Source organism: Thermus parvatiensis (genome assembly GCF_001535545.1).
Taxonomy (GTDB): Bacteria; Deinococcota; Deinococci; order Deinococcales; family Thermaceae; genus Thermus; species Thermus parvatiensis.
The window spans coordinates 583,780-601,273 of sequence record NZ_CP014141.1 but is presented as its reverse complement, the minus strand read 5'-3'; the positions used below and the strand labels follow the sequence as shown (position 1 = coordinate 601,273).

At 68.2% G+C, this 17,494-nt stretch carries 16 protein-coding genes and 5 pseudogenes; 4 read left to right on the top strand and 17 right to left on the bottom strand.

Annotated features, from left to right (window positions below; all coding sequences use genetic code 11):
• Window positions 1–269: 269 nt before the first annotated feature.
• Window positions 270–455, bottom strand: a complete 186-nt coding sequence (locus AV541_RS12090; RefSeq protein ID WP_223966770.1) for a hypothetical protein — start codon at window positions 453–455, stop codon at window positions 270–272.
• Between AV541_RS12090 and AV541_RS03425 the strand changes: the two genes are divergently transcribed.
• Together AV541_RS03425 and AV541_RS03420 are read left to right on the top strand one after the other, a co-directional pair.
• On the top strand, window positions 397–1,044 hold the full coding sequence (locus AV541_RS03425) for a transposase (RefSeq protein WP_244880633.1): 648 nt from the start codon (window positions 397–399) through the stop codon (window positions 1,042–1,044). The genes AV541_RS12090 and AV541_RS03425 overlap by 59 nt on opposite strands.
• A gap of 104 nt (window positions 1,045–1,148) precedes the next feature.
• Complete coding sequence (locus AV541_RS03420; protein ID WP_060384236.1) at window positions 1,149–5,627, top strand: glutamate synthase-related protein; 4,479 nt, start codon at window positions 1,149–1,151, stop codon at window positions 5,625–5,627.
• Window positions 5,628–5,728: 101 nt separating this feature from the next.
• Here the strand turns inward: AV541_RS03420 and AV541_RS13005 are convergent, their stop codons facing one another.
• Window positions 5,729–5,857, bottom strand: coding sequence for a hypothetical protein (locus tag AV541_RS13005; RefSeq protein WP_014510647.1), 129 nt, complete (start codon window positions 5,855–5,857; stop codon window positions 5,729–5,731).
• A gap of 7 nt (window positions 5,858–5,864) precedes the next feature.
• Between AV541_RS13005 and AV541_RS03415 the strand changes: the two genes are divergently transcribed.
• The gene (locus AV541_RS03415) at window positions 5,865–6,416 is read left to right on the top strand and encodes a protoglobin domain-containing protein (RefSeq protein ID WP_060384235.1); all 552 of its coding nucleotides are present in this window, start codon (window positions 5,865–5,867) and stop codon (window positions 6,414–6,416) included.
• Here AV541_RS03415 and AV541_RS13325 read toward each other — a convergent pair.
• The 4 pseudogenes from AV541_RS13325 to dnaB all read right to left on the bottom strand — a co-directional run.
• Window positions 6,413–6,598, bottom strand: a pseudogene (locus tag AV541_RS13325) (DnaB-like helicase C-terminal domain-containing protein); the annotation flags it as partial. The gene AV541_RS03415 and the pseudogene AV541_RS13325 sit on opposite strands and share 4 nt — an antisense overlap.
• A gap of 27 nt (window positions 6,599–6,625) precedes the next feature.
• Window positions 6,626–6,892 (bottom strand): annotated as a pseudogene (locus tag AV541_RS13320) (hypothetical protein); the annotation flags it as partial.
• A gap of 158 nt (window positions 6,893–7,050) precedes the next feature.
• Window positions 7,051–7,860: pseudogene (locus AV541_RS12080) on the bottom strand (LAGLIDADG family homing endonuclease); the annotation flags it as partial.
• Between the two features lie 6 nt (window positions 7,861–7,866).
• Window positions 7,867–9,029 (bottom strand): annotated as a pseudogene (gene dnaB / locus AV541_RS12075) (replicative DNA helicase); the annotation flags it as partial.
• 108 nt (window positions 9,030–9,137) lie between these two features.
• Between dnaB and AV541_RS03405 the strand changes: the two are divergent.
• A complete protein-coding gene (locus AV541_RS03405) occupies window positions 9,138–10,745 on the top strand; it encodes a transglycosylase SLT domain-containing protein (protein WP_060384234.1) in 1,608 nt (535 codons plus the stop codon).
• On the opposite strand, the pseudogene AV541_RS03400 reads toward AV541_RS03405, so the two are convergent.
• The 11 genes and pseudogenes from AV541_RS03400 to AV541_RS03350 form a co-directional block, all read right to left on the bottom strand.
• Window positions 10,735–11,894: pseudogene (locus AV541_RS03400) on the bottom strand (cation:proton antiporter). The gene AV541_RS03405 and the pseudogene AV541_RS03400 overlap by 11 nt on opposite strands.
• Window positions 11,894–12,346, bottom strand: a complete 453-nt coding sequence (locus tag AV541_RS03395) for a CBS domain-containing protein (RefSeq protein ID WP_060384233.1) — start codon at window positions 12,344–12,346, stop codon at window positions 11,894–11,896. The pseudogene AV541_RS03400 and the gene AV541_RS03395 overlap by 1 nt, the downstream one beginning before the upstream one ends.
• 10 nt (window positions 12,347–12,356) lie before the next feature.
• Complete coding sequence (locus tag AV541_RS03390; RefSeq protein ID WP_014629222.1) at window positions 12,357–12,989, bottom strand: rhomboid family intramembrane serine protease; 633 nt, start codon at window positions 12,987–12,989, stop codon at window positions 12,357–12,359.
• Window positions 12,986–13,813: an SDH family Clp fold serine proteinase gene (locus AV541_RS03385; RefSeq protein WP_014629221.1), complete on the bottom strand. Its 828-nt coding sequence runs from the start codon at window positions 13,811–13,813 to the stop codon at window positions 12,986–12,988. The genes AV541_RS03390 and AV541_RS03385 overlap by 4 nt, the downstream gene beginning before the upstream one ends.
• Before the next feature lie 19 nt (window positions 13,814–13,832).
• Window positions 13,833–14,981 (bottom strand): cation:proton antiporter, encoded by a 1,149-nt coding sequence (locus tag AV541_RS03380; protein WP_060384232.1) that lies wholly within the window; start codon window positions 14,979–14,981, stop codon window positions 13,833–13,835.
• Window positions 14,981–15,454 carry a cation:proton antiporter regulatory subunit gene (locus AV541_RS03375; protein ID WP_060384231.1) on the bottom strand — a complete coding sequence of 158 codons (474 nt, stop codon included), beginning with the start codon at window positions 15,452–15,454 and terminating at the stop codon, window positions 14,981–14,983. Before AV541_RS03375 ends, AV541_RS03380 begins: the two co-directional genes overlap by 1 nt.
• Window positions 15,451–15,909 (bottom strand): phosphate-starvation-inducible PsiE family protein, encoded by a 459-nt coding sequence (locus AV541_RS03370; protein WP_014629218.1) that lies wholly within the window; start codon window positions 15,907–15,909, stop codon window positions 15,451–15,453. The genes AV541_RS03375 and AV541_RS03370 overlap by 4 nt, the downstream gene beginning before the upstream one ends.
• A complete protein-coding gene (locus AV541_RS03365) occupies window positions 15,872–16,318 on the bottom strand; it encodes a DUF1931 family protein (RefSeq protein ID WP_060384230.1) in 447 nt (148 codons plus the stop codon). The genes AV541_RS03370 and AV541_RS03365 overlap by 38 nt, the downstream gene beginning before the upstream one ends.
• An 89-nt stretch (window positions 16,319–16,407) precedes the next feature.
• Window positions 16,408–16,818, bottom strand: coding sequence for an Hsp20/alpha crystallin family protein (locus AV541_RS03360; RefSeq protein ID WP_060384229.1), 411 nt, complete (start codon window positions 16,816–16,818; stop codon window positions 16,408–16,410).
• A gap of 11 nt (window positions 16,819–16,829) precedes the next feature.
• A complete protein-coding gene (gene trxA / locus AV541_RS03355) occupies window positions 16,830–17,246 on the bottom strand; it encodes a thioredoxin (protein WP_060384228.1) in 417 nt (138 codons plus the stop codon).
• Window positions 17,237–17,491 carry a glutaredoxin family protein gene (locus AV541_RS03350; protein ID WP_008633052.1) on the bottom strand — a complete coding sequence of 85 codons (255 nt, stop codon included), beginning with the start codon at window positions 17,489–17,491 and terminating at the stop codon, window positions 17,237–17,239. Before AV541_RS03350 ends, trxA begins: the two co-directional genes overlap by 10 nt.
• Window positions 17,492–17,494: the final 3 nt, after the last annotated feature.

Below are 17,494 nucleotides of genomic sequence, written 5' to 3'. Positions count from 1 at the left end.
GTCTGGGTTTTCCCGAGGTGGCTGGGCTTGCCTTGCAAAGGTCAGGAGGACGGGTGTATATCTCTCTCCTGATGGGCAAGCGAGGCTTCCTTCGCAGGGAGGCAAGCCCCAAGGAGGTCCTGGAACACTGCCTGCGCCTGGCCCGGGAGGTGGCCCCTCCCACCCCCAAAGGCAAGCGGGGCCGCCCCTGGCGCTACAGCCACGCCCTTTACCTGGCCCTCCTTCTCTTCCGCGCCTTCTTCCACCTCACCTACCGCGAGACGGAGGCCTCACTCCAGGACCTGATGGAAGGCCCCTTCCCTTCCCACCAGTCCCTGGCCCGCTACGCCCTCAAGCACCTGGACCCCAAACTCCTTGAGGCCCTCCTGGAGAGGCTTTCCCGGGAACTGGAGGCCCATCTCGCCCCGGAGTCCTCGCCGGAAGGCGAAGCGGCTTCGGACGAGGCGCCGGCACACCTGGCGGCGCTTTCCCCCCCTCTACCTCATGGACACCACGGGGCTGGCCTACCGGAGCAAGGACCGGCTTCTCCGCTTTCGTCGGGGGAAGGAGGTGCGGCGGGTGCGGGGGCACGCGCGGCTTCTGGCCCTGATGCGGTGGGATAGGGAGAGGCGGCTCTTGTGGCCCTGGGGTGGAGTGGTGGGGGAGGGCTACGCCCCGGACCCCCGGCTTGGGGGGGAGGTGCTAAAGCGGTTTCCTCCTTCCCGGGGGTGGCTTTTGGCGGACGCGGGGTTTGACGGGAAGGAGGTGTGGGGGGTTTTGGGGGAGGCGGGGGTGCGGCCGGTGATCCGGCTTCGGGGCGGGGGCGAGGCCAGGGAGGAGGCGCGGGTGCGGGCGCGGGAGGGGTGGGACCCCGAGGTGTACCGGTTTCGCGGGGTGGTGGAGGGGGTGTTTGGGGGGATGAAGACGCGGCTGGGTGGGGGGTACCTTTGGGAGCGGAAGCCTTGGACGGCCATGGCGCGGGCGCTTTTGGAGCTCATCGCCTACGGCCTTAGGGTTCTTCTCTCCCTTCTCCCGCCCCCTCCGGGGTACAAGGCAATTTACTAGGCAAGCCCGAGGTGGCTTGACCGGGCCGGGCGCGGCCTGTATAATCCCAGGAACAACGTGCATTCTTTTACCCCCACCCACCCCCAAGCAAAAGGAGCCCGAAGATGAGCTGGAAGGACGCCTACCCGGACATCCCCCTAGGTCGGGACGCCTGCGGCATCATCGCCATGGCGGAAAAGAGCGGCAAGCCCTCCCACCGCGTGGTGCGGAGGACCCTGGAGAGCCTCTACCGCATGGCCCACCGCGCGGGGGCCATCCGGGGCGAGGGGGACGGCACGGGAATCCAAACCGACATCCCCCGGGAGCTATGGGCGCTCTTCCTGGAACAGGCGGGCCTGGACCCGGGCCTGGCCCATAACCCCCGCTTCTTCGTGGGCCACTTCTTCGTGCCCAAGAAGGAGGCGGGCAGGCTCCAGGAGTTTGAGGACCTCCTGCGGCGGGAAGGGCAGCGGCTCGGCGTCCGCCCCGTCCTCTTCCGACGGGGAGAGGTGGTGAGCGAGGTCCTCGGCCCCGTGGGGCGGCGCACGGAGCCCCTCTTCCTCCAGGTGGCGGGGCTCTCCCCGGACGGGGACGCCCCCCTGTGGGAGCTGGGCCTGAGGCTCGAGGCCAGCTTCCCCGTGCACGTGGTCTCCCTGTCCACCCACAGCGTGGTCTACAAGGTGCGGGGGGCGGCGGAGCTTCTCAAGCGCTACTACCCCGAGCTCTCCCGCCCCGAGTTCAAAAGCCGCATCGCCTTGGGCCACAACCGCTACTCCACCAACACCCTCTCCAACTTTGAGCAGGTCCAGCCCTTCGGCCTCATCGGCCACAACGGCGAGATCAACACCATTGAGCGCCTGAGGCGGGAGATGGACTTCCTGGGCATCCCCCGGACCGGGGGCTCGGACTCCCAGGACCTGAACCGCATGCTGGAGGGGCTCATCTACCGCTACGGCCTCACCCTCCCCGAGGCCATGGACCTGGTCTTCCCCCCCGTCTTGGGGGAGATCAAGGCCCTGCCCGAGGACCTTCAGGACCTTTACATGGCCCTGCGCCAGCGCTTCGGGCCCCTGGCCCAGGGCCCCGCGGCCATCGTGAGCCGCCACGGGGACGAGGCCGTCTTCGCCACCGACGCCATGGGCTTGAGGCCCCTCTGGCAGTTTGAAACCCCCTACGAGCTCGTCTTCTCCTCCGAGCGCGGGGTCTTCAGCGCCGAGGAGTTCGTCTCCGAGCCCAAGCCTTTAGCCCCAGGGGAGAAGGTCTACCTCCGCCTCACCCCCGAAGGGGCCAAGGTGCTCCCCTTTGACCGCCACCAGCGGCAGGTTCTGGAGAGGATCGCCGCCCGCACGCCCGTGGAGGGGTACCGGGTCCACCTGACGGGCCCCCTCCGCCAGGCCCCGCCTCCTTTGGCGGGGGGAAGCGGGGTGGAGGTGGAGGAGAAGCCCGCCCCGCCCCCCTTGGGCCTGGAGCGGGCCTTCGGCTGGGACCGCTGGGACCAGGCCTACCTCGAGGCCCTGGCCAAGACGGGGAACGAGCCCATCGGCTCCCTGGGCTACGACGGGCCCCTCGCCGCCCTCAACCCGGAAAAGCCCAACCTCTCCGAGTTCTTCAAGGAGACGGTGGCGGTGGTGACCAACCCCGCCATTGACCGGGAGCGGGAGGTGGAGCACTTCTCCACCCGCACCCTCCTGGGCCGCCGCCCCCTGCCCGACGGCCGGGGCGGGGGAAGGGTGGAGGAACTCCTCCTCCCCATCGTCCTGGAGGAGGACCAGGCCCTGGCGGAGGCCTTCGGCACCCTGACCCTAGAGGAGGTGCGGGCCCGCTTTAAGACCAAGACCCTTATCCCCCAGTTCACCGTGGAGGAGGGGCTTTTGGCCGGGCTCAAGCGCCTGGAGGAGGAAGCGGTGAAGGCCGTGGAGGAAGGGGCCGAGGTCCTCATCCTCTCCGACCGGGAGGCCTTCCAGGGAGGCGTGTGGATTGACGTGGGCCTCGCCGTGGCCGCGGTGAACCGGGCCCTCATGAAGCAGGACGCCGAGGGGGTGGCCTTGAGGCGGCGCACCTCGCTCCTCGTCCACTCCGGGGGCGTGCGGAACCTCCACGACGTGGCCTTCCTCCTGGGCCTCGGCGCCGAGGCCGTGGCCCCCTGGCTCATGGAGGAGAAGGCCCGGGCCCTGGAGGGGAGGAAGGGGCTCGCCGGGGTCCTCGAGGCCCTGAAGAAGGGGCTGGAGAAGGTCATCTCCACCATGGGGATCCACGAGCTAAGGGGCTACGGCCGGATCTTCAGCGCCATCGGCCTCAAGCCCGAGCTCGCCGAGTACTTCGGCACCCGCAACTTCCTGGGCTCGGAGAAGGCGGGGTACGGCTTTTTGGAGCTGGAGCGGACCCTCTTGGAGCGGGAGGGGTTCCTCCGGGCGGAAAAGGTCATGCCCGCCAAGGACTTCCGCTTCAACCCCAGGATCTACAAGGCGGCCCAGGAGGTGGCCTCGGGGAAGGCCCCCTACGCCCACTTCCAGGAGAAAGTGCGCGCCTTAGAGCGGGAAAACCCCGTGGCGGCCAGGCAGCTATTGGAGGTGCGCTTCCCCGAAAGGAGCGACGTGGCCCCGGAGGAGGTGGACCTCTCCGTGGGGGCCCACTCCCTGCCCTTCGTCATCAGCGCCATGAGCTTCGGCTCCCAGGGGGAGGCCTCCTTCCGCGCCTACGCCGAAGCCGCCAAGCGCCTCAACATGCTCTGCATCAACGGGGAGGGCGGGGAGATCCCCGACATGCTGGGCAAGTACACCCCCTGGCGGGGTCAGCAGGTGGCCTCGGGCCGCTTCGGGGTCCACGCCTACATGCTGAACTCGGCGAGCGTCATCGAGATCAAGATCGGCCAGGGGGCGAAGCCCGGGGAAGGGGGGCACCTCCCCGGCAAGAAGGTCTCCCCCAAGGTGGCGGCCGCCCGGAACGCCGTCCCCGGGGTGGACCTCATCAGCCCCTCCAACAACCACGACCTCTACTCCATTGAGGACCTGGCCCAGCTCATTGAGGAGCTGAAAACGGTGAACCCCAAGGCCCTCGTCTCGGTGAAGGTGCCGGTGATCCCCGGCATCGGCACCATCGCCGTGGGCATCGCCAAGGCGGGGGCGGACGTCATCACCCTCTCCGGGTTTGAGGGGGGGACGGGGGCGGCCAGGCTCCACGCCCTGAAGTACGCGGGGCTTCCCGTGGAGCTCGGCGTGCGCCGGGTCCACCGCGCCCTGGTGCGGGCGGGGCTTAGGGACAAGGTGGAGATCTGGGCGGACGGGGGCCTCAAGACCGCCTACGACGTGCTGCGCATGGTCCTCCTGGGGGCCGACCGGGTGGGCATGGCCACCATGGCCATGGTGGCCATCGGCTGCACCATCTGCCGGGGCTGCCAGCTGGACACCTGCCACGTGGGCATCACCACCCAGATAGAGACGGTGGAGGAGGCCATGGCCCACGGGCTTAAGCGCTTCGTCCCCCAGGACCTGGACCGGGCGGTGGAGCAGCTCACCCGTTTCTTCGGGGCCATGGGGGAGGCCTTGAGGGAACTCGTGGCCGCCCTGGGGGCCCGCTCCTTGCAGGAGCTTCGCGGCCGCTCGGACCTCCTCTACCAGAGGGACCACCTGGAGGAGCTAGACCTCAGCTACTTCTTCGCCCCCGTGGAAGAGCCCGAGTGGCTCAAGGACACCTCCGCCCACGTCCTCAGGAAGCCCCTGAACCAGCTCACCCGCACCATCACCGAGGTGGTCATGGCCGCCTACGCCGAGGGCAGCAAGCGCCTCGTCTTCCAGGAAGGCCCCGTGGACTCCACGGACCGGGCGCTTGGGGCCCACCTCGCCGGGGAGATCGCCAGGCGGCGCCTCTACGGCAAGGGCTTTGACGCGGAGGTGGAGCTCCGCTTTGACGCGGGGAGCGTCGCCGGCAATGGCCTTGCCGCCTTCAACGTGGAGGGGATGAAGGTGGTGGTGGAAGGCGGGGCCCAAGACGGGGTGGCCAAGAGCGCCTTCGGCGGCACCGTGGCCGTCCTTAAGGGCAAGAACCCCTTCGGCGCCTACGTGGACGGCTCGGTGGGCAAGAGCTTCGCCTACGGGGCCATCGGGGGGCTTCTCATCGTGGAGGGGGTGGCGGACAGCCGCTTCTGCATCCGGCTTTCCGGGGCCGACGTGATCCTGGGTGGGGAGCCCGAACGCCCCTTGCGGGACGACCTCGGCAACCTCGCCGCCCGGGCCCAGGCCAAGGGCTTCGCCTTTGAGTACATGACGCGGGGGCGGGCCCTGGTCCTCGGGGACCCCGGGCCCTGGATCTGCTCGGGCATGACCGGGGGACGGGTCTACCTGCGCTACTGGCCGGAGATGGGCCTCACGGAGGAGGCCATGAAGCGCCGGCTGGCCAAGGGGGCCAAGGTGGCGGTGAAGCCCCTGGACGCCAGGGGCGTGGAGGACGTGCGGGAGCTCCTTTCCGCCTACATCCGGGTGCTCCGGGAGGCCAAGCGGGAGGAGAAGGCGAAGCGGCTGGAAAAGCTCCTGGAGAACCCGGCGGAGCACTTCCGCATGGTGGAACCCGTGAGCCAGCAGGTGGACCAGGGGGTGAGCACGGAGTAATACCACCCCATGCTGGCTTGCGCCAGCATGGGGGCCCCGGCAAAGGGTTCTCAAGGGGCTCCCTTGGGCTAGCTCACAGCAGGGTGGGGCTTTTGGGGTCCTCACACGAGCTTTTCCTCTACCGCCCAGCGGACCAGCTCGGCCCGGCTTCTTAGGCCGGGCTTTTCCATCGCCTCCTTGAGGGGGCCCGCGTCCCCTGCCTGGACGGGAAGGGTCCGGGACAGGTACATTTGTCCCGTGGACCCCGGGGAGCTTCTGGACCTCCTCAAGCGCCGTACGGGCTTCACCGAGGCCCACGCCGCCCTCCTTAGGGAGCTCGGCGAGGTCATGGTCCCCATCGCCCACGAGGTGGCCCTGGCCTTTTACGACTACCTGGGGCGGGACCCGGAGCTCGGCGCCATCCTTCACGCCGAGCCGGGGCGGGTGGAGAGGCTCTACCGGACCTTCGCCCGCTGGTACGGCGAACTCTTCTCGGGGGTCTATGACCGGGCCTACGCCGAAAGGAGGCGGCGCATCGGCCTGGTGCACGCCCGGCTCGGCATCGGCCCCCGGGCCATGATCCCCGCCATGGGCCTCGTCCAGGAGCTTTCCCTAGAGCACATGCGCATGGCCCTCAGGGGGCACGAGGTCTACAGCGCCGTGGAGGCCTTTGAGAAGCTCGTGGCCATGGAGGTGGCCCTGATTGAGGAGAGCTACCTCGAGGCCCTCTCCTTAGGCCTTTCCCTGGGGCACCGGGACCTCGCCCAAGCCCTCAAGGAGGGGGCCTCGGCCCTCCTCTCCCGGGCCTAGGTCTCCTTAGCCAGGTCGTTGAAGCGCACGTGCTGGGCGTGGAACTGGAGCTCCACGGTCCCCGTGGGGCCGTTGCGCTGCTTGCCCACGATGATCTCGGCGATCCCCGCCTTCTCCGAGTGGGGGTTGTAGTACTCGTCCCGGTAGATGAACATCACCAGGTCGGCGTCCTGCTCTATGGAGTTGTGCACGATGATGTTGTTGGCCACGAAGTTGTGGGGACCGGGAACCGTGAGGTCAAAGACCTCCTCCTCCCCGGCCGCCTCAATGGAGACCACCTTGTCCCAGTAGATGTCGCTTGTGGCCAGATATTCCAGGGCTTGTGCGTCCAGGGCCTTGGCCACCTGGAGGGCACGTTCACGACCGAGGTTCTGCCGGAAGAGGGTTGCCCCGAGTAGGCGGTGCCTATGGCCCGGTACAGTTCCCGGTGGGAAAGGTCTGAGACGGCCAGGCCGGCGAGGGCCAGGGGCAACCATGCCTCGCGGGGAATCACGTCCCGGTTGGTGTTTTCTGGGTGAGCTTCCAGGTAAGCCTTTACTTGGGCCAAAACCTGGCGCCTGCGGCTCCCTACGGCGCCAATCTCGCGAACAAAACGCAGCAGGTCGGAGCGGCCGCTGACGATGACGTGGAACTGGTCGCGCCCCTTGCCCTTTTGCGGAAGGCGTTTGATCCTGGCGTTGATGCCCAGATACAGCAAAAGGGTCTGCACGTCTAGGGCCAGTTGCTGGCTACTGGTGGCGAAATAGACCCGAGGGTAGGAGGCACCGCCTTGCTGTAGGTGGACGCAACCATCTGTGGACCAAAGATGCCGTAGAAAGCGGGCGATGGCAGGGGCAGGTTGGGTAAATACTTTTTCAGGAACCCGCTTCTCGTGGGAGCGCAGACCCCATATACCCAGGGCCTCGAGCCATGCCGCTACCGGATTGCGCCTACCCGGCCCAAGCCTTTCCCTAGCGCTCAGGTAGACCTGGAACCAACCTCGCTCGGGCTTGATCCTGGGGGTGATGGCCTCACCGAACACCGCTTGCGCTAAGCTGACCACGGTTTGCGCCAGGTCAGGCTCCCGGGTGGTGTACTGCAGGGCGTGGCGGGGCAGGAGGCAACCGTCCCCGATCAGGTGGCCCAACAGGGCCAACTCTTCTTCCCCGAGCGTCTGCTGCTGCGAGGGGATTAGTTTCCGCGGCAGGGCCAGGTAGTCGCCTATGGTGAGCTCGTCCAGCCGCTTCCAACCCCGTGCGGTGAGGAATTTGTGGTTGGCCGTTGCCCGAATGTGGCGTCCTAGCCTGGTGGTGAGGGCGAAGACGGGTTTTACGCCGGTGGAGAAGGCCCGGCTTACCCGAGCCAGCACCAGCTTCTGGGTGGCCTCGTCGAGGGCCAGCACCTCAAAGCCGCTTTTTCCCACGAGGTTGCGGATGGGCTGCCGGGAGCCATCCCCCAGTTGCACCAGGGTGTCCCCGGTGAGGCAGCCCGATTCCCTCAGGTCCGAGAGCATGGGGCGCTTGTTGGGCCGCGCCTCCACCGCCCGGGAGAGCTGGCTTAAGGCGATCACCGGCACGCCGAGCTCCCGGGCCAAGGCCTTGAGCCCCCTGGAGATGGCGGCGATCTCCTGCTGCCGGTTCTCCCCCTTCTGCCCCCTCCGGGCCCCGACATGAGCTGGAGGTAGTCTATGATGATCAGGCCCACGTTGTGCTGGCTCCTGAGCCTCCGGGCCCGGGCGCGGAGTTCCATAAGGGTGAGGTCCGGAGTGTCGTCGATGAAGATGGGGGCCTCGGAAAGCCGGCCCGCCACGTCCACGAGGCGGGAGAAGTCCCGGTCGGAAAGCTGGCCGAGCCGGACCCGGTTCATGTCGATGCGGGCCTCGGAGCACATCATCCGGAGGACGAGCTGGGCCGCGGGCATCTCCAGGGAGTAGATCCCCACCCCCACCCCCTCCTTGAGGGCGGCGTGCTGGGCGATGGTGAGGGCGAAGGCGGTCTTCCCCATGGCGGGGCGGGCGGCGATGATGTTCAGGGAGCCGGGGGCGAGGGTGCCGATGAGCTGGTCCAGCTCCTTGAAGCCCGTGCGCACCCCGGCGGTCTCCCCCTTGTTCTGGAAGAGGGCCTCAATGTGCTCAAAGGTCTCGTGGACGAGCTCCCGCATGGAGCGGGCCTCCACCTCCGTCTGGGCCAGGGCCACCTCCAGGATCCGCTTCCCCGCCTGGTCCAGGATCTCGTCCAGGCTTCCCGCCTCCTCGTAGGCGAGGCGCATGGCCTCCCCGGCCGCCTGGATGAGCCTGCGCAGGGTCCACTTCTCCGCCACGATGCGGGCGTAGTGCTCGGCGTAAGCGGCGGTGGGGGTGGCCTCGGAAAGCTGCATCAGGTAGCTGATCCCCCCCACCCCGTCCAGCTCCCCCCGGCGGGAAAGCTCCTCGGCGAGGGTCACCAGGTCCACGGGGGCCCCCTCGGCCCGCAGGCTTTGCATGGCGGCGTAGATCTTGCGGTGGGCCTCGGCGTAGAAGGCCTCGGGGGTGGGGAGCAGGCCCTCAATCTCGTCCAGGACTTGATAGTCCAGGAGGATCGCCCCCAGGACGCTCTGCTCCGCCTCGAGGCTGTGGGGGGGGATACGGCCTTCCATAAGCCTCCCCAGGTTAAGCCCGCCTCCCTCCCTTCCGCCAGAGGCCTTTCCTTGTGGGAAGGATTGGCTCTTTTCCGCTTCTCAGGGGAGGGGCCTAAGCTCTAAGGCGTGCGCTGGCTCCTTCTCCTCCTCCTCCTTGCCGCCTGCCGGGCCCAGGGTCTGCCCGAGCCCTACGCCACCCTGGAAAGGGGCGGGAAGGAGGACCTCCGCCAGGTGGCCCTCGAGGCCCAGGGGTACGCGGGCCTCCTCGCGGGCTGGCTCCTTATAGACGAGGAAGACCTCCCCCTCGCCGAACGGGCGGAGTACGCCTGGCGCTACGCCCTCTTCCTGGAAGAGGCCCGGGCCTTTGAGCCGGGCTGGGAGGCGGAGGCGGCCTGGCGGGTGGCGGCGCCCCTCCTGGAGGCGGCGGAAGACGCGAGGGCCTTCTCCGCCTGGGCGAGGCTTCTCCCCAAGGAGGAGGCCGTCCAGGCCCTTCTGCGCCTCGGCCAGGGGGAAAGGCTCTGGGAGGCCCTCTTCCGCGGCCGGGCCTACGAGCCCCTCCTCAAGGCCCTCCCCGAGGGGGAAAGGCCCGACCTCCGCGCCCAGGCCCTCTACCGCCTGGGGCGCTACGAGGAGGCCCTTCCCCACTACCGGGCCTGGGCGGAAGCGGACCCGAGGGGCTACCTGGGCCTGGGCTACGCCCTCTGGCGGCTCGGGAGGCGGGAGGAGGCCCTTCAGGCCTTCGCCCGCTACGACCACCCGGAAAGCCGCCTGGCCCAAGGCCGCCTCCTGGAGGGGATGGGGCGGGTGGAGGAGGCCCTTGCCCGCTACCTGGCGAGCACCCCGGAGGGGCTTTGGCGGGCCACGGCCCTGCTTGAGCGCCTGGGGCGGAAGGAGGAGGCCCTAGGGGTCTACCTCCGCCTCGCCCAAGGGGAAAGCCCCTACGCCGACGACGCCGCCCTTCGCGCCTACCTCCTCGCCGGGGAGCTCGGGAATGGAGAGGCGCGGCAAGAGGCCTACGCCCGCCTCGAGGGGGGCCTGGGCCTCCTCGTGGGCAAGAGGCCAAGCCCGCCCCCCCAGGCCCTCGAGGCCCCCCCGGCCCCGCTTACCCCCCTGGTGGAGGCCCTGGTCCGGGGGGGCAAGGCGGCCTGGGCCCGGGGGGAGGTGCGCTACGCCCTCTGGCGGCGCCCAAAGGACTGGCCCGCCCTCGTCCCTCTCCTCTACCGCCTGGGGGCCTATAGGGAGGGGATCCGGGCCGCCTGGCCCACGGCCCTCGCCTACCCGCGGGCCTACCGGGAGTGGGTGGAGGGCTACGCGGGGAAGGAGGGGCTGGACCCCGACCTCCTCTTCGCCCTCCTCCACGTGGAAAGCCGCTTTGACCCTAAGGCGGTGAGCCCCACGGGGGCCTTGGGCCTCGCCCAGTTCCTACGGAGCACCTGGGCGGACGTGGCGAGGATGCTGGGGGAGCCCCCCGCCGACCCCTTTGACCCCCAAAGCGCCATCCGCTACGCCGCCCGCTACCTCCACTGGCTTTTGGAGCGGTGTGCCGCCTTTTCCGGCGTGGAGAGGCTCGCCTGCGCCGTCACCGCCTACAACGGGGGCATCGGCTACACCCTAAGGGGCATCGCCCGGGAGGGGGGTCTCTACGCCTTCCTCCGCTTCCAGGAGCGGGACGAGCCCCGGGAGTACCTCGCCAAGGTGCTCTCCGCCTACGCCGCCTACAAGGCTATTCCTTAGCGGCGCGCTCCCTTTCCGTCCAGGCGATGAGGGGCTTCAGGGCGAAGGGGGCGAAGAGGGTCGTGAAGACCACCATGAAGAGGACGATGGCGTACTCCTCCTCGTTCACCGCCCCCGCCTTGAGGCCCAAGGCGGCCACGATGAGGCCCACCTCCCCCCGGGGGGCCATGCCCACCCCCACGGTGAGGGCGCTCCGCACCCCTTGGGTGAGGGCGCCGAGGAAGCCGCCCAGGACCTTGCCCAGGATGGCGATGACCGTGACCACCGTCCCCGCCACCAGCACCACGGGGTTCGCCAAGGCGGAAAGCTCCAGCCTCACCCCCACCATGGCGAAGAAGATGGGGGCGAGGAAGCTCTCTATGGCGAAGATGGGCTCCTCCAGACGGTACTTTTCCCGCACCTCGGAGAGAAGCATTCCCCGAGGAAGGCCCCCACAATGGGGGCGAGGCCGATGCTGGCCGCCAGGGCCGCCATCCCCACGCCCAGGGTGAGGGCGAAGCCCAGGGGGCTTCCCACGGGGAGCCGCTCCACGGGCAGGCGGGCGATGAGGGTGGAGAGGAAGACGGCAAGCCCCACAAAGACCACGGAGAGGACGATGAGCCGGGTGATGGCCCCCACCTCCACCTGGCCCGTTTCCGCCACGCCGTTCACCACCGCGAGGACGATGAGGCCCAGGACGTCGTCAATCACCGCCGCCCCCAGGATGATCCTGGAGTAGGGGCGGGAAAGGACCCCAAGCTCCTGGAGGACCCTCGCAGTGATGCCCACGCTGGTGGCTACCAAGGCGGTGCCCAGGAAGAGAGCGGGAAGGGTTTCAAACCCGATCTGCAGGCCGTAGAGGTACCCCCCCAGAAAAGGGAGGACTACCCCCAAAACGGCCACCAAAAAGGCCTCCTTCCCCACGGCCAGGATGTCCCGAAGCCGGGTCTCCAGGCCCACCATGAAGAGGAGGAAGACGGCCCCCAGTTCGGCCAAAAACTCCAGAACCTCCCCCTCGTGCACCAGGCCGAGGAGGGCGGGCCCCACCAGCACGCCCGCGAGCACCTCCCCGATGACCACGGGCTGGTTCAGGCGCTTGAAGACAAAGGCCATCAACTGGGCCGCGAGAAGGAGATAGAAGATCTCCAACAGGTGTTCCGCGCCGTGCATCAACTCCTCCCTAGGATGAGCTTCAGGAAGTCGCTCCGGGTGAGGATGCCCACCACCTTGCCCTTCTCGTCCACCACCGGGAGGTGGTGCAGGTCGATCGTGAGGACCACCTTAAGGGCCTTGCCCAGGGGGTCATCGGGGTGGACTTTGGGGATCTCGGTGCGCATCACCGCCTTCACGGGAGTGCGCTGGTAGCGGCGGTAGATCTCCGCCAGGACGTCCTCATCCACCCACTCCCCGAAAAGCTGCAAGGCCTCCACGTCGGAGAAAGGGACGTTCTCCGGGTGGGGCAGGAGCTCCTCCACCTGGACCACGCCGAGCAGCTTCCCCTCCCCGTCCACCACGGGGAAGCCCCCGTAGCGGGTCTCCAGGATCCTGCGGGCGGCTTCCTCCAAGGTAGCCTCCGGCCCTAGGACCACAGGGTCTTGGGTCATCAGGTCCCTGACCTTCATGGGCCCCAGTCTACCAGAGCCGCCTTCGGGGAAGGAACGCCCGCACCGCCGCCACGCCGAAGACGAACCCGCCGAGGTGGGCCCAAAAGGCGATGCCCGGCACGCCCAAAAGCCCCTGCACCAGCTGGAGGAAGGCCCAGTACCCCAGGTAAAAGCCCGCGGGCAGGGCCAGGGTGAAGGGCAGGACGAACCAGACCAGGGTGATCACGTACGCCCGGGGGAAGAGAACGTAATAGGCTCCAAGGACGGCGGAGACCGCCCCGCTCGCCCCGATCATGGGCACGGTGGAGGCGGGCATGAACAGGGCCTGGGCCAGGGCCGCCGCCACCCCGCCCAGGAGGTAGAAGAGGAGGAAACGCTCCCCTCCCATCCGGTCCTCCACGTTGTCCCCGAACACCCACAGGAACCACATGTTGGAGAGGAGGTGGAAAAGCCCCCCGTGGAGGAACATGCTGGTGAGGATCCGGTAACCCTCGCCCAGGGGGTCTTGGAAGAAGAGGGCGGGGACGAAGCCCATCTTGGCCACCACCTGGGAAGGCCCAAGAAGGAGCTCCAGGAGGAAGGCAGCCACGTTGAGGGCCACCAGGGACCGGACCACTAGGGCAGGGCGGCGCGCGGGGTTGATGTCGTGCAGGGGGATCATCGCGGCGGACCCTGGCGGTAGGGCAGGGGCACGTACTGGACGCTGGGCCGCTGGCCCTGGGCTTGAGGGTAGAGCTCCATGAGCTCGTAGACCTCTATAGGCATCTCCGTGGATACGGGAAGCCCCAGGCTCCGGGCCTGCTCCACGTCAATGGGGTAGTCGTGGGTCCAGGTGCCCTGGGAGAGAAGGGTGGCCACCTCCTCCGCCTTCTCCTCGGGCATGTGCTTCCGGAGGAGGTTCTTCACGGTGGCCTTCACCTGCCTAAGGGCCTTCTCCGCCACGTCGGCGAGGATCAGGGTCTGGTCGTCGATCTCGGAAAGGGGCTTCTTCTCCAGGACCTTGACGATGCTCGCCGCCGGGTACTGGCCAAGCTGGGGGTCCACGGGACCCAAGACGGCGTTCTCGTCCATGACGATCTCGTCGGCGGCGAGGGCGATGAGCGTCCCCCCGGACATGGCGTAGTGGGGCACGAAGACCGTCACCTTGGCGGGGTGGCGGAGGAGGGCCTCGGCGATCTGCTCCGCCGCGAGCACCAGGCCGCCTGGGGTGTGGAGGATGAGGTCTATGGGCACGTTTTTGTCCGTGAGGCGGATGGCCCTCAGGACCTGCTCCGAGTCGTCAATGTTGATGTAGCGGGAGATGGGGATCCCCAGAAAGCTCACCGCCTCCTGGCGGTGGATGAGGGTGATGACCCGGCTTTTCCGCCGCCTCTCCAGCTCGGCGATCTTGCGGGTCCTGGCCCCGAGGAGCCACTGCTGCTGGAAGTAAGGGGAGAGGGCGGAGAGGATGAAGAAGAGCCAAAAAAGCTGGAAAAAGATGTCCATACGCCACCTCCGGCAAACGTTATTCTACGGGGCTTTCCTCAGCCCGCTTGGCCCTCTTCTTGGGGTGCTCCTCCGGGTAGAGGGCCTGGGCGATCTCGGGGGCGAAGCGGATGAGGAGGGCCCCAAGAGGGATGGAGACCAGAACCAGAAGCACGGCCACCTGGGCCACCAGGGGGTAGCCCTGGCCTAAGGCCAAGGCCCCAAGCACCAAGTTGAACTCGCCCCGGGGCACGAGGTAGAGGGCGCTGTAGAGCCGCCGCTTCCGGCCGAGGCCCGCCCTCGCCCCGCCCAGGTGGTTCAGGGGGAGCTTGAGAAGGAGGCCCAGGAGGACAAGCCCCACCGCCCAAGGGGTAAGCCCCCGAAGGAGGCCTAAGGCCTCCGCCCCCACCACGAGGAAGAAGAGGGCCACCCCCAGGTCCCGCACTGGCCCGAAGAGGTGCTCAAGCCTCTCCCTGAGGCCAAGCCCCGCGGCGATGACCCCGGAGAGGAAGGCCCCCACCCCCTCCGAGGCCCCCACGGCGTGGAAGAGGAGGGCGGTGCCCGCGGTGAAGGCGGCCCCGAGGAGGAGGACCAGCTCGTCGGAAAGCCCCTCCATGAAGCGGACGAGCCTCGGGCCCAGGAAGCGGGCGAAGAGGAAGTAGGCGAGGACCAGGGCCACCCCCCCGAGGAAGCCCACGGGCCCCTGAACGCCCAGGAGGGCAAGGAGGAGGGCGATGACCAGGTCCTCCAGGACCAAGACCCCGAGGACCACCTCGCTTTCGGGGTTGGCGGCGCGGCGCAGGTCAATGATGAGCTTGACGATGACGGCGCTGGAGCTGATGTAGATCACCCCGGCGAGGAGGAGGGCCCCCCTCAGGTCCAGCCCGGCGAGGAGGCCGAGGAGGAAACCCAGGGGGAGGGCCAGGGCGTCAAAAAACCCCGCCCGCAGGGCCTTCCCCGAAAGCTCCCGAAGCCGGTCCGGGCCGAACTCCAGCCCCACGGAGAAGAGGAGGAGCAAAAGCCCCAAGGAGGGGAGGGGCTCCAGGTCCTCCACGTGAAGCCTCTCCCCCACCACAAGCCCCGTGAGGAGGTAGACGGGGAGGGGAGGGAAACCGAAGCGGTGCACCAGGGCCGCCCCCAGGGCCAAAAGCCCTGCGGCCAGGGCGAAGGCCTCGAGGGAAGGGTGCATCAGAAACTCCTCTTCAGGGCCTCCACCGCCTCTCGGCTCCCCGCCACCACCAGGGTGTCCCCCACCTCTAAGACCACGTCCGGGCCGGGGTGGGGGATGAGGGGGGCCCCGGGCCGGTCCACCGCGAGGAGGTGGGCCCCCGGGGGCAGGGCGAGGTCCCCGACCCTCTTCCCCACGAGCTTAGAACCGGGGAGGATCTTGACCCACTCGATCACCTTAGCCCCCAGCTTGCTCCGGGTATCCCCCACCGCCTCGGGATGGAAGAGAACCCCGGCCAGGATGGCCCCAAGCTCCCGGGCCTCCTCATCGGTGAGGTCCAGGGCCACGGTGGGCTCGTCCTCCTCGCCCGCCTCAAAGTACTGGAGTTCCCGCTTGCCGGAGTGATGGACGACGATGACGATCCGGTCCCCACTCTTGACCGTGACCGTGTACTTGCGCCCCACGCCGGGAAGGACCACTTCCTCTACCTTCATCCTGCCCTCCTTGGGGAGAACTGGACCGCCAGGGTGCGCCCGGCCACCAGGGCCAGGATCCCCAGGCCCCAGAAGAAGACGTCCATACCGGAAAGCCGGGCCTCATACAGGAGAAGCAAAAACTCCCGCAGGGCCAGGGCGATCCCGATCTCCAGGAGGATCTCCAGGCGCACCCGTTCCAGCTCAAAGTACTCCACGAAGGCCCGGACCAGCTCCAGGAGAACCACAAGGGAAAGGACGTTGGTCACGAGCTCCTTGAGCCCCAGGCGCACCGTGGGCTCCGTGAAGGTGAAGCCGAGTTCCAAGAAGGTGCGCCAGGCCCCCACGAAAAGGCCCACGAGGAGGGCCACCACCACCAGGTTGAACACGAGGCGGATGGCCCTCCGGTAGGCTTGGAGCAAAAGGGCCTGGCTCACGCTAGAGGAGGAGGTTAAAGACCCGTTCCGCCCGTTCATGGTGCTCCGTCTGGGGGTTCTTGAGGGCGGGGTCCAGCTCCTTGAGCACCCGGGCGTAGGCCACCACCAGGGCCCCGGCAAGCTCGGGAAGGAGGTTCCGCACGTCCTCGGCGACCTCGAGGTCCAAAGGCGGCAGGGCCGCCAGGGCGTCCAGCACGGGCTTGAGTTCCAGGGTGGTGTCCATGCGGCGGAACTCCTGCAACGTCTCCTGAAGCCCTTTGGTGATGGGCAGGTCGGGCTCAAAGATCAGGTCGCGCCCGTTATACTTGGCGTTCCGCTCCGCCACCACCAGGAGGTCGTAGAGCTTGTTGCGCAGGAAGTCGGAAACCCGCTTGAGGTCGCTCTTGTCCACGTCCAGGCCCGCGGCCTGGCGGAAGAGCTTTTCAAACTCGGCCACCTTCATCAGCATGGGCATACCTCCCTATAGAACACTCTACATTATTGAGTGCTTCTCTGTCAATTTACCGAGGCCTAAGCCCCCGCCAGGCGCGGCTAGGCTCAGGCCTCCTCCACAGGGATGCGCACCGGGGGCTCGGGGGGGTGCTTCTCCCGGGGGATCTTCACCTCCAGCACCCCCTTGGCCAGGCGGGCGGTGATCCCCTCCTTCTTGGCGTCCTTGGGCAGGAGGTAGGCCCGGTAGACCCTCCCGTAGACGATCTCGGAGAGGTGCTTGGTGCGCTTCTCCTCCCGCTTCTCCCCCTCAATCACCAGCTGGTCCCCCTCCAGGCGCACCTCCAGGTTCTCCGGGCCAAGCCCCGGGACCTCCACCCGCAGGAGGTAGTGGTCCTCGTGCTCAGAGAGCTCCGAGAGGGGTTCCAAAACCTCCACATCCTTGAAGGCCTTTTCCAGCGCTTCTTCAAAGGCCTTGCGCACCCGGTTGCGTCCAAAGGGCCAAAGTTTCTCCAACATGCTTCACCTCCTCAACCCAGGTAGGGCCTGAGCCGCTCCTCCAGCACCCGCTTGGGGCTTGCCCCCACCCAGGTGGCCACGGGGTTTCCCCGCTGGAAAAGGACCAGGGTGGGGATGCTCCTCACCCCGTATTGGGCCGCCAGAGAGGGGTTTTGGTCGGTGTTCACCTTCACCACCTTGAGCCTGCCCGCGTACTCCTGGGCCAGGGCCTCGAGGACCGGGGCCACCATGCGGCAGGGACCGCACCAGGGGGCCCAGAAGTCCACCAGCACCAGAGGCGCCCCCGCCACCTCCTGGGCGAAGCTCTCCTCGTCCGCCTCCACCACCCAGGGCAGGGGGGCCTTGCAGGCCCCGCACACCGGCACCTGCCCGGGCGGAGGGGTGCCCAGGCGGTTCTTGGCCCCGCACTTGGGGCAGGTCACCACCACAGGTATCCCCTCCGCCAAAGGGCCCGTTCCAGCTCGGCGGGCGTGGGCTCCACCAGAACTTCCCCGCCCACGTAGACCACGGGGTGGGAAAGCCTTCCCCCGGTGAGGAAGCGGAGAGTGGGGTGGACCTCGGGGTGGGTCTCCAGGTCCACGTACCGGTAGGGCACGCCCAGCCGATCCAGCAGGCGCCTCAAAAGCTGGGTCTGGGCACACCAGGAGGTGCCGTAGAGGACCACAGGCTCCATGGT